Annotated in this window: 7 protein-coding genes, 2 tRNA genes and 2 rRNA genes; 1 reads left to right on the plus strand and 10 read right to left on the minus strand. The window is 44.1% G+C overall.

What is annotated here, in order from left to right; genetic code table 11:
- Positions 1–54: 54 nt before the first annotated feature.
- From ACXPAV_RS09885 to ACXPAV_RS09900, 4 genes are all read right to left on the minus strand, one after another.
- A 23S ribosomal RNA gene (locus ACXPAV_RS09885) occupies positions 55–3,058 on the minus strand.
- A 247-nt stretch (positions 3,059–3,305) separates the two neighbouring features.
- Positions 3,306–3,381 (minus strand) — tRNA-Ala (locus tag ACXPAV_RS09890).
- Positions 3,382–3,417: 36 nt separating this feature from the next.
- Positions 3,418–3,494: transfer RNA gene (locus ACXPAV_RS09895), tRNA-Ile, on the minus strand.
- A gap of 74 nt (positions 3,495–3,568) precedes the next feature.
- Positions 3,569–5,107, minus strand: a 16S ribosomal RNA gene (locus ACXPAV_RS09900).
- The 16S and 23S rRNA genes sit together here with 2 tRNA genes alongside, the layout of an rRNA operon.
- 453 nt (positions 5,108–5,560) lie before the next feature.
- Here ACXPAV_RS09900 and ACXPAV_RS09905 point away from each other — a divergent pair.
- Entirely contained in the window at positions 5,561–6,385 is an 825-nt protein-coding gene (locus ACXPAV_RS09905) for a DUF5718 family protein (RefSeq protein ID WP_458003379.1), read from the plus strand.
- Positions 6,386–6,432: 47 nt separating this feature from the next.
- On the opposite strand, the gene era is transcribed toward ACXPAV_RS09905, so the two are convergent.
- The 6 genes from era to ACXPAV_RS09935 form a co-directional block, all read right to left on the minus strand.
- Positions 6,433–7,356, minus strand: coding sequence for a GTPase Era (gene era, locus ACXPAV_RS09910; protein ID WP_039086300.1), 924 nt, complete (start codon positions 7,354–7,356; stop codon positions 6,433–6,435).
- Between the two features lie 11 nt (positions 7,357–7,367).
- Positions 7,368–8,048: a ribonuclease III gene (gene rnc, locus ACXPAV_RS09915; protein WP_458003380.1), complete on the minus strand. Its 681-nt coding sequence runs from the start codon at positions 8,046–8,048 to the stop codon at positions 7,368–7,370.
- A gap of 2 nt (positions 8,049–8,050) precedes the next feature.
- Entirely contained in the window at positions 8,051–9,022 is a 972-nt protein-coding gene (gene lepB / locus ACXPAV_RS09920) for a signal peptidase I (protein ID WP_013745972.1), read from the minus strand.
- Between the two features lie 9 nt (positions 9,023–9,031).
- Entirely contained in the window at positions 9,032–10,828 is a 1,797-nt protein-coding gene (lepA, locus tag ACXPAV_RS09925; RefSeq protein WP_013745973.1) for a translation elongation factor 4, read from the minus strand.
- Positions 10,829–10,968: 140 nt separating this feature from the next.
- Positions 10,969–11,553: a Fe-S biogenesis protein NfuA gene (nfuA, locus tag ACXPAV_RS09930; protein WP_013745975.1), complete on the minus strand. Its 585-nt coding sequence runs from the start codon at positions 11,551–11,553 to the stop codon at positions 10,969–10,971.
- A gap of 105 nt (positions 11,554–11,658) precedes the next feature.
- Positions 11,659–12,357: an amidophosphoribosyltransferase gene (locus tag ACXPAV_RS09935; RefSeq protein WP_458003381.1), complete on the minus strand. Its 699-nt coding sequence runs from the start codon at positions 12,355–12,357 to the stop codon at positions 11,659–11,661.
- Positions 12,358–12,452: the final 95 nt, after the last annotated feature.

Here is a 12,452-nt window from a genome sequence, read left to right on the forward strand (position 1 = left end):
TTTTCTTCTTGCGTTTGGCTTTTTATGCGCCCCGCAAAAACCCTTCAGCGTTGTATAGTTAAGCCTCTCGGGCAATTAGTATGGGTTAGCTCAACGGCTCACACCGCTTATACACCCCACCTATCTACGTCGTCGTCTTCAACAACCCTTACTGACTCTATGTCAGGGAGAACTCATCTCGGGGCAAGTTTCGTGCTTAGATGCTTTCAGCACTTATCTCTTCCGCACTTAGCTACCCAGCAATGCTTCTGGCGAAACAACTGGAACACCAGCGGTGCGTTCACTCCGGTCCTCTCGTACTAGGAGCAACCCCCCTCAATCCTCCAACGCCCACGGCAGATAGGGACCGAACTGTCTCACGACGTTCTAAACCCAGCTCGCGTACCACTTTAAATGGCGAACAGCCATACCCTTGGGACCTACTTCAGCCCCAGGATGTGATGAGCCGACATCGAGGTGCCAAACACCGCCGTCGATATGAACTCTTGGGCGGTATCAGCCTGTTATCCCCGGAGTACCTTTTATCCGTTGAGCGATGGCCCTTCCATTCAGAACCACCGGATCACTATGACCTACTTTCGTACCTGCTCGACTTGTCCGTCTCGCAGTTAAGCTGGCTTCTACCATTGCACTAACCTGACGATGTCCGACCGTCATTAGCCAACCTTCGTGCTCCTCCGTTACGCTTTGGGAGGAGACCGCCCCAGTCAAACTACCCACCAGACACTGTCCGAACACTCGTCCCGAGCGCTTCGTTAGAACATCAAACGTTAAAGGGTGGTATTTCAACAACGACTCCACGATAACTGGCGTTACCGCTTCGCAGTCTCCCACCTATCCTACACATTAAAATTCAAGGTTCAGTGTCAAGCTATAGTAAAGGTTCACGGGGTCTTTCCGTCTAGCCGCGGGTACACCGCATCTTCACGGCGATTTCAATTTCACTGAGTCTCGGGTGGAGACAGCCTGGCCATCATTATGCCATTCGTGCAGGTCGGAACTTACCCGACAAGGAATTTCGCTACCTTAGGACCGTTATAGTTACGGCCGCCGTTTACTGGGGCTTCGATCAGGTGCTTCTCTTTCGATGACACCATCAATTAACCTTCCAGCACCGGGCAGGCATCACACCCTATACGTCCACTTTCGTGTTTGCAGAGTGCTGTGTTTTTATTAAACAGTTGCAGCCAGCTCGTCGCTTCGACTGGTTCATGCTCCATTCGCGAAGAACTTCACACTACGCCAGCGCACCTTCTCCCGAAGTTACGGTGCTATTTTGCCTAGTTCCTTCACCCGAGTTCTCTCAAGCGCCTTAGTATTCTCTACCTGACCACCTGTGTCGGTTTCCAGTACGGTTTAGATAAACCTTTCGCTTAGTGGCTTTTCCTGGAAGTTGGGTATCAGTTACTTCAGCTCCGTAGAGCCTCGTCATCATCTCTCAGTGTTATCAGGTGCCCGGATTTACCTAAACACCCCACCTACCAACTTAAACGTACTCTTCCATCCGTACGCTAACCTAACCTGCTCCGTCCCCACATCGCAGTTTATCCAAGTATGGGAATATTAACCCATTTCCCATCGACTACGCTTCTCAGCCTCGCCTTAGGGGCCGACTCACCCTGCCCCGATTAACGTTGGACAGGAAACCTTGGTCTTCCGGCGAGCGGGCCTTTCACCCGCTTTATCGTTACTTATGTCAGCATTCGCACTTGTGATACCTCCAGCAGCCCTCTCGAACCACCTTCTTCAGCTTACACAACGCTCCCCTACCCAACAGACGTATCACACATATTCCTCTCTTCGATTATCCCTCCCGCTCACACCTCAACGTGTAAGTCGCTTGACCACCTTGCTTCGCAAGGTGTTAATCGTAAGGCGTATGTGTGATACGCCTGATGCCGCAGCTTCGGTGCTATATTTTAGCCCCGTTACATCTTCCGCGCAGACCGACTCGACTAGTGAGCTATTACGCTTTCTTTAAATGATGGCTGCTTCTAAGCCAACATCCTAGCTGTCTAAGCCTTTCCACTTCGTTTCCCACTTAATATAGACTTTGGGACCTTAGCTGGCGGTCTGGGTTGTTTCCCTCTCCACGACGAACGTTAGCACCCGCCGTGTGTCTCCTATACATTACTCTTCGGTATTCGCAGTTTGCATCGGGTTGGTAATCCGGGATGGACCCCTAGCCGAAACAGTGCTCTACCCCCGAAGGTATTCATATAAGGCTCTACCTAAATAGATTTCGGGGAGAACCAGCTATCTCCCGGTTTGATTGGCCTTTCACCCCCAGCCACAGGTCATCCGCTACTTTTTCAACAGTAGTCGGTTCGGTCCTCCAGTTAGTGTTACCCAACCTTCTTCCTGCCCATGGCTAGATCACCGGGTTTCGGGTCTATATCTTGCAACTAACCGCCCAGTTAAGACTCGGTTTCCCTTCGGCTCCCCTATCCGGTTAACCTCGCTACAAAATATAAGTCGCTGACCCATTATACAAAAGGTACGCAGTCACCCTTTCAGGCTCCCACTGCTTGTACGTACACGGTTTCAGGTTCTTTTTCACTCCCCTCCCGGGGTTCTTTTCGCCTTTCCCTCACGGTACTGGTCCACTATCGGTCAATCAGGAGTATTTAGCCTTGGAGGATGGTCCCCCCTTCTTCAAACAGGATTCCTCGTGTCCCGCCCTACTTCTCGCGTGCTTAGTACCACATCCGTCTTTTCGGATACGGGGCTGTCACCCTCTCTCGCTTGCCTTCCCAGACAATTCTCCTAAAACTTATGCTATCACTCGCTGGCTCCTCCGCTTTCGCTCGCCGCTACTCACAGAATCTCGGTTGATTTCTTTTCCTCGGGGTACTTAGATGTTTCAGTTCTCCCGGTTTGCCTTGTTGCCCTATGAATTCAGACAACAATGATAGATTCTTCATCTATCGGGTTTCCCCATTCGGATATCGTGGGATTAACGCTCCTTATCAGCTCCCCCACGCTTTTCGCAGATTAGCACGTCCTTCTTCGCCTCTGATTGCCAAGGCATCCACCGTGTACGCTTAGTCACTTAACTATACAACCTCAAGGATTCTTGCGCTTTCTTACGCTACCTCTCGGCTTTAGTTCGCTCTTTTGAGTTTTCTCAGTTTTCAGCTTGTGTCTCGTTTTTTAAAGAACAATTCGACTTACGTCATTTATTATCACTCTTTTCTCTGATATCTTCCTCCGATATCCTTCTCTGACGTCTTATAGCCTATTCATCTTTTAATAGACCGACCGTCAAAATGATAATAAATCACGTGTCGTTCATCCGTCCGACTTGGTGGAGATAAGCGGGATCGAACCGCTGACCTCCTGCGTGCAAAGCAGGCGCTCTCCCAGCTGAGCTATATCCCCTCGTCGTACTTCCCTACGCCCATAAACCTTCGCTCATGGTGGGTCTGAGTGGACTTGAACCACCGACCTCACCCTTATCAGGGGTGCGCTCTAACCACCTGAGCTACAGACCCATCGTAGGTGTGTCTTCTTCCCTATCAAACAATCTGTGTGAACACGCATAGCTAACACTTCAAACCCTTTCTTTTAAGGAGGTGATCCAACCGCAGGTTCCCCTACGGTTACCTTGTTACGACTTCACCCCAGTCATGAATCATACCGTGGTAAACGCCCTCCAATAGGTTAAGCTATCTACTTCTGGTACAACCCACTCCCATGGTGTGACGGGCGGTGTGTACAAGGCCCGGGAACGTATTCACCGCAACATTCTGATTTGCGATTACTAGCGATTCCGACTTCATGGAGTCGAGTTGCAGACTCCAATCCGGACTACGATGCACTTTCTGAGTTTCGCTCCATATCGCTACTTCGCCTCCCTCTGTATGCACCATTGTAGCACGTGTGTAGCCCTACTCGTAAGGGCCATGATGACTTGACGTCATCCCCACCTTCCTCCAGCTTGTCACTGGCAGTCTCCTTTGAGTCCCCGGCTCTACCCGTTGGTAACAAAGAATAAGGGTTGCGCTCGTTGCGGGACTTAACCCAACATTTCACAACACGAGCTGACGACAGCCATGCAGCACCTGTCTCTAAGTTCTCGAAAGCACAGCTCTATCTCTAAAGCCTCCTTAGGATGTCAAGAGTAGGTAAGGTTCTTCGCGTTGCATCGAATTAAACCACATGCTCCACCGCTTGTGCGGGCCCCCGTCAATTCATTTGAGTTTTAACCTTGCGGCCGTACTCCCCAGGCGGTCGATTTATCACGTTTGCTTCGAGAGCCAAGTTTACACCCAACCCCCAAATCGACATCGTTTACAGCGTGGACTACCAGGGTATCTAATCCTGTTTGCTCCCCACGCTTTCGCACATGAGCGTCAGTATCTCCCCAAGGGGCTGCCTTCGCCTTCGGTATTCCTCCACATCTCTACGCATTTCACCGCTACACGTGGAATTCTACCCCTCCCTAGAGTACTCTAGAACGACAGTATGAAATGCTGTTCCCAGGTTAAGCCCGGGGCTTTCACATCTCACTTAACGTCCCGCCTGCGTGCCCTTTACGCCCAGTTATTCCGATTAACGCTCGCACCCTCCGTATTACCGCGGCTGCTGGCACGGAGTTAGCCGGTGCTTCTTCTGTGGCTAACGTCAAATCAATATGCTATTAACATATTAACCTTCCTCACCACCGAAAGAACTTTACAACCCGAAGGCCTTCTTCATTCACGCGGCATGGCTGCGTCAGGGTTCCCCCCATTGCGCAATATTCCCCACTGCTGCCTCCCGTAGGAGTCTGGGCCGTGTCTCAGTCCCAGTGTGGCTGGCCATCCTCTCAGACCAGCTAGAGATCGCAGGCTTGGTAGGCCTTTACCCCACCAACTACCTAATCTCACTTGGGTTCATCCTTTGGCAGGTGACCGTAACCACCCCTTTCATCTCTCGATACTATGCGGTATTAGCCATCGTTTCCAATGGTTATCCCCCTCCATAAGCCAGATCCCCAAGCCTTACTCACCCGTCCGCCACTCGTCATCTAAAATAGCAAGCTATTTTAATGTTACCGTTCGACTTGCATGTGTTAAGCCTGCCGCCAGCGTTCAATCTGAGCCATGATCAAACTCTTCAATTTAATCTCGCTCTTAAATCACTGACTTCATCGTTTTGAATTGATTCTTCAGCATTCAAGATAATTTCTTTTGGACTTAGCTTTTGCCTCGCCCTGAATCTTTTTCAGGTTCTCTTTTTGTTATCTACGAATGCCCACACAGATTGTCTGATAGTTTTTTAAAGAACAGGTCGCATTATTGCGACAAGGTCGTCTATACTACGTTTCTTGACCTTTATTGTCAACAAGATTTTTTCAAGCTTTTTTCACTTTCTAGGATATTATCTTCGCTTTTGAGCCAATGTTTATCCTCTCTTGTCGCGTGAGGCGGCATTATAGGGATTTTTTTATGCCTTGCAACTGTTTTTATGACGAATATCACACTTTTTTATTTAACTGCCTAGAATTTCTGCAAAATGTGTTGTTTTACATCAATTTTCTTTTTAATCTGTATTTTTTACTACTATGGAGATAACTATGGACTTAACTCAATTTATCGGCTTCGGAGTAGCCGGTAACTTTGCTGGGCATTTAGAACAAGCTGGTGAAGCAAAAGATTTTGAACAGGTTGTAACAAAAGAGGCTTCTCAACCGAAAGCTATTTTTCCTTTTTATGTACCTAATGCCGATAATTTTTTAGCAACTTTTCCGCTTTCATCCTCAACCATTCAAGTCCCTGTGGGTGCAGATAATTTACAAATAGAGCCAGAAGTTGCCATACTATTTAATATTAGTTATGACAGCAACAAAAAAGTCATCGCTTTATCGCCTTTTGCTTTTGCAGCTTATAATGATTGCTCCATCCGAAAACCTAATGCCAAGAAAATTTGTGAAAAAAAGAATTGGGGAAATGCGTCAAAAGGCATTTCGAGTCGCTTTTTAGATGTCAATTCTATAGATAAAGGTGGCAAACTAGATCATTATCGTATTGCTTGTTTTCACAAAAGAAATGATATCTTGACTGCATACGGTATAGATAGCCCTATATCCGGCTATAATTATTTCAATCAAAAATTAGTAGATTGGCTAATTGACAGAATGAATAATCAGCCTGATCAAGGCCCTATGAATGACATTCCCGAATTGTTGAAACAAGCCAATTATCCTTCTCAAGCAATTATCAGTATTGGTGCAACCAGATATACCGAATTTGGTGAAACCCATTATTTACAAGTAGGGGATACCAGTATCGTGGTAGTGTATGATGGAAGACAATATCATCACCAACAGATTGCGCAATTTGCCCAAGCCGAAAACTTCCCTGACGACATTTCTGCATTAATTCAAAAAGTGAGTGCTTAATGAATAAAAAACCTCAAAAATCTGCTTGCTTTTTGAGGTTTTCTTTTTTAGTCATCCATATAGCCTAGACTTCTTAACGCCCGCTCATCATCAGCCCAACCACTTTTCACTTTAACCCAAAGTTCCAAATGCACTTTCGCATCGAATAATCGTTGCATATCCTGTCGAGCTTCCGTTCCAATCGTTTTTAATTTTTGACCCTGATGACCAATCACCATTTTTTTCTGTCCATCACGTTCAACTAAAATTAATCCATTAATTTCATAAGTGCCACGTTCATTAATTTTAAATTGCTCAATTTCTACTGTAACGGAATAAGGCAACTCTTCTCCCATAAAACGCATTAACTTCTCACGAATGATTTCTGATGCCATAAAACGTTGAGAACGGTCGGTAACATACTCCTCAGGAAAATGGTGAACGCCTTTGTGTAAAAATTGACGCACAATCGCTTTTAATTGATGCACATTATTGCCTCGCTGTGCCGAAATAGGCACAACCTCTTTAAATGAAAACTTTTCTGTCAATTGCTGAATGAAAGGCAACAATTCATCTTTATTTTTCACATTATCAATTTTATTGATGGCCAACACTACCGGCGCTTTCGCACTGCGTAATTTTGTCAACACCATTTCATCATCATCAGTCCAATGGGTACCATCAACAACAAAAATGATTAAATCTACATCTCCAATTGCACTACTCGCCGCACGATTCATCAAACGGTTAATCGCACGTTTCTCTTCAATATGAAGTCCCGGAGTATCAACATATACCGCTTGATACGCACCATCCGTATCAATTCCAACAATACGATGGCGTGTAGTTTGAGCTTTTCTTGAAGTAATGGATATTTTTTGCCCTAAAATTTTATTTAATAGTGTTGATTTACCGACATTCGGCCGCCCAACAATAGCGATAAAACCACAATAGGTTTCTTGTTGATTATCTGTTTGATGATCTACTGTCATTATGCTCTCATTTATTTTATTTTCAATGCAGACAAAATTTTCTCTGCCACAGCTTGTTCTGCTTTACGACGACTACTGCCGACGCCTTCAAATAAAGTTTCAGATTGTGGAATCTTACAGGTCACTTTAAAAGTTTGATTATGCGCTTCACCTTTAATTTCCACCACTTTATAAGTTGGCAGAGGTTGACGAATACCCTGTAGATATTCCTGTAAACGTGTTTTCGGATCTTTTTGATTATCGCCCGGCTTAATATCTGCTAAGCGTTGCTGATACCATTTTAAAATGGTTTCCTTCACTTTCTCAAAATTGCTGTCCAAATAAATCGCGCCAATAATCGCCTCCACACAATCGGAAAGAATTGAGCTTCTACGATAACCACCGCTTTTTAATTCACCCGGCCCCAATTTCAAATATTCACCCAAATCGAATTCTATTGCGATCTGCGCTAAAGTCTGCTCCCTGACTAATGTTGCACGCATTCGGCTTAAATCTCCTTCAGCGGATTTAGGAAATTGATGATATAACGCCTCACCAATCGTAAAATTCAAAATTGAATCGCCTAAAAACTCTAAACGTTCATTATGTTCGCTTGCCGCACTGCGATGTGTTAATGCTTGTTGCAATAACGCCATTTTTTTAAATTGATAACTCAATTTATTTTGTAATCTATCTAGATGTTGATTATTCATAACTATTTAATTTGTTTAAAGAAACGATCAGTCCGAATACCACTCGGCCACTCACCTTCTTTTTTATCTAAACTTAACCAAATCACCGTCGCTTTACCAACAATATTCCTTTCCGGCACAAATCCCCAAAAACGACTGTCATTACTGTTATCGCGGTTATCACCCATCACAAAATACTCACCTTCCGGCACCGTCCATTCACCGACAGCATTTCCATCCTGTTTGAAATAGTAAGGATCATAATTAAAACGATCCGGATTCAGTAAAATTTGATGCGTTACTGCACCTATTTCAGTTCGTTCAATTTGAGCATTACCGTGATATACGAATTCCGGATTAGGCTCAACCCCTTCATACTGATAAGTTTGGCTTTCGCAAAGATCCTGCCCACAAGCCGGTGTTACCGTTAAAACACCATTCTGCTGATCGTATTTAATATGATCGCCCGGTAATCCGATAACACGTTTAATATAATCCACATTCGGCTGCATTGGTGCTTTAAAAACAATAACGTCTCCACGTTTCGGCTCACCTAGCGCAACCCATTTCTCTTGAAAAACCGGATCTTTAATGCCGTACTCATATTTATTGACCAATAAAAAATCCCCGACTCTTAAAGTCGGCTCCATTGAGCCCGAAGGAATTTGGAACGGTTCATATAAAAAAGAACGCACAATTAATACTACTGCCAACACCGGAAATAATGAAGCAATAAATTCCGCACCTTCTGAAATTGGCTCAATTCTCGCTTTTTCTTCATCAGTTAGCTGTTTACCGCTACGCTGTTCCGCTCTGGCAATTTGACGTTGACGTTTCGGCTTCAACACAAAACGTTGATGACACCAGAAAATACCTGATAACACCGAGAACACAATCAACAAAATGGTAAATGTGTTCGGCAGTTGAAAATAATCCAATACTTTCCACAGGATAAATCCAACGACTAACAAAATAGGCAAGAAAAAGTTTGACATACTTGCTCCTTATTTATCTTTTCCAACGTGTAGAATCGCCAAAAACGCCTCTTGAGGGACTTCAACATTACCAAGTGATTTCATCCGTTTTTTACCCTCTTTTTGTTTCTGTAACAGTTTCTTCTTACGGCTGACATCCCCACCATAACATTTTGCCAACACGTTTTTCCGTAACTGTTTAACCGTTGAGCGTGCAATAATATGGTTGCCAATGGCTGCCTGAATTGCAATATCAAATTGTTGGCGAGGAATAAGCTCTTTCATTTTTTCCACCAACTCTCGACCACGATAAGGCGCATTATCTTTATGAACAATCAAGGCTAAAGCGTCTACACGTTCGCCATTAATCATAATATCCACCCGCACCATATCCGCCGCTTGGAAACGTTTAAATGAATAATCCAATGAAGCATAACCGCGTGAAGTTGATTTCAAACGATCGAAGAAATCCAACACCACTTCGCCCATTGGCATTTCATACGTCAATGCCACCTGATTGCCGTGATACACCATATGCGTCTGCACGCCACGTTTCTCAACACACAACGTAATCACGTTACCAAGATACTCCTGCGGCAATAACATATTACACTCAGCAATCGGCTCTCTGATTTCAGCAATATTATTTATCGGCGGCAATTTTGCCGGACTATCGACATAAATGACCTCGCCATTAGTCATTGCCACTTCATAAATTACTGTCGGCGCAGTGGTAATTAAATCCAGATCATATTCACGTTCCAAACGTTCTTGGATAATTTCCATATGAAGCAAACCCAAGAAACCGCAACGGAAACCAAAACCAAGCGCACTTGAATTTTCCGGTTCATAAAACAGTGATGCATCATTTAAGCTTAATTTTCCTAATGCATCTCGGAATGCTTCATAGTCATCGGAACTCACCGGGAATAAACCGGCATATACTTGCGGTTTTACTTTCTTAAAACCCGGCAACGGTTTTGCAGCCGGATTATGTTGTAATGTCAGCGTATCCCCTACCGGTGCGCCAAGAATATCTTTAATACCGCAAACAACCCAACCGACTTCTCCACATGATAATTCATTCGTATCAACCTGTTTAGGCGTAAAAATACCAAGTCTATCAACACCATAACTTTGCCCGGTGCTCATTACTTTAATCTTATCACCTTTCTTTAAGGTGCCATTTTTAATACGAACGAGGGAAACAACCCCTAAATAATTATCAAACCACGAATCAATGATTAACGCTTGTAGCGGCGCTTCAGGATCACCTTGTGGTGCCGGAATACGTTTAACAATCTCTTCCAACACATCCTCAACCCCAACGCCGGTTTTCGCCGAACAACGAACCGCATCAATCGCATCAATCCCGACAATATCCTCAATCTCTTCCGCCACTCTTTCCGGATCGGCTGCTGGCAAATCAATCTTATTCAAGATCGGCACAACCTCAAGATCCATCTCAATTGCAGTGTAACAGTTCGCTAACGTCTGTGCTTCCACACCTTGCCCGGCATCAACCACCAATAATGCCCCCTCACAAGCCGCCAATGAACGAGAAACCTCATAAGAAAAATCGACGTGCCCCGGCGTATCAATAAAATTTAACTGATAAGTTTCACCATTTTTCGCCGTGTAGTTTAAGGTTACGCTTTGCGCTTTAATAGTAATCCCACGTTCACGCTCCAAGTCCATCGAATCCAATACTTGCGCTTCCATTTCACGGTCACTTAAACCGCCACAAATTTGAATAAGACGATCCGAAAGTGTGGACTTACCGTGATCGATGTGAGCAATAATTGAGAAATTACGGATATTCTTCATAAATGGATAATTTTAATAAAATGGTTGGTTAATCAAATAAACCGCAAGATTTTACAAGAAACTAGCAAAAACTGCTACAAGAAAGGGATTTGTCGACAATATCAATATGGCAGGAAATGATCCTGCCATTGAATATTTTATTAATAATAAGAGTGTTCGCCGCGTTGATGTTCAGTAACATCTTTCACGCCGGTTAACTCACCTTCAAACTGTGCCAATAGCTGTTTTTCTACACCGTCTTTCAAGGTGACATCAACCATTGAACAGCCATTACAACCGCCGCCGAACTGAAGGATTGCTTCCCCTTTATCCGTAATTTCAATCAAAGTTATGCGTCCGCCGTGGTTTGCCAACTGCGGATTAATCTGTGTTTGAATAACATATTCAACACGTTCAATTAATGGTGCATCATCCGCTACTTTACGCATTTTGGCATTCGGTGCTTTTAAAGTTAATTGTGACCCCATTTCATCAGTCACAAAATCAATTTCCGCATCCTCCAAAAACGGCAAACTTAACTCATCAACAAACGCTGAAAATGTTTCATATTTCATTTCATGGTCTGTTGCTTCAACTGCTGATTTCGGACAATAAGACACCCCGCATTCCGCATTCGGTGTACCCGGATTAACGACAAAAATACGGATATTTGTTCCCTCTTCCTGTTGATCAAGCAGTTTACGGAAATGTGCCTGTGCCGCACTGGAAATCACAATTTGCTGCATAATTTATCTATCCTTTTTGTTAATACTTGACTGATATGGTCGGGAATAATACGCCTAATCTAAAATTTTTTCTACTCCCTCACTCAATTAAACCAAAAGGAAAAATCATTTTTGCGTTCTACACAATGCCCATACCTGAATTTCTGCCAACTCCTGTTGCATCAGGCAACGACAAATTGCCTCCATTGTCGCTCCGGTAGTGATAACATCATCAACTAACGCAATTCGCTTTATTTGCGCCGGAAGACGCTGTTTTAAGGCAAATGCCTGCTGCATATTTTGCTCTCTTTGCCGGCTATTTTTGCCTCGCTGTGTCGAGGTGGCACGTTGACGAATAACAACATTCTCTAAACAGGGAATATTCAACCACCGACTTAAATATCGAGCCAACAACGAAGATTGATTATAACCACGTTGCCATTGCCGCCGATGATGCAACGGCACCGGAATTAACAATTCCGGCAGATTTAACTGATGTGTCCTCCTTGCTTCTTTCACCGCCAATAACAATAATCTGGCTAAACTGCGATCCAACCAATAATCTTGCTGAAATTTGAAACGATAAATAAGCGATTGCAACGGATCTTCAAATGCGGAAACAAAGACTATTTTTTGCCATAACGGCGGAGTTAACAAACAAATACCGCAACGTTGTCGATCCTCCGGCAATTTTGTACCGCAACAACCACAATAGTGAAATGCCTTAATCTGTTTATAGCAAAACGAACAAAGTCCGTGCGCCGCAATCTGCAAGCGTCTTCCACACTGAATGCAACAAAAATCAAAAATATTATTCCGCTTCATTCCATTATCTTAATCAAAATCCTTAACTATTAATGAGATAGTGATAATTTTTGTGAAGAGGATCGAGAAATAAAGAAAAACTGCTAAAATTAACA

Source organism: Gallibacterium sp. ZY190522 (assembly GCF_054166015.1).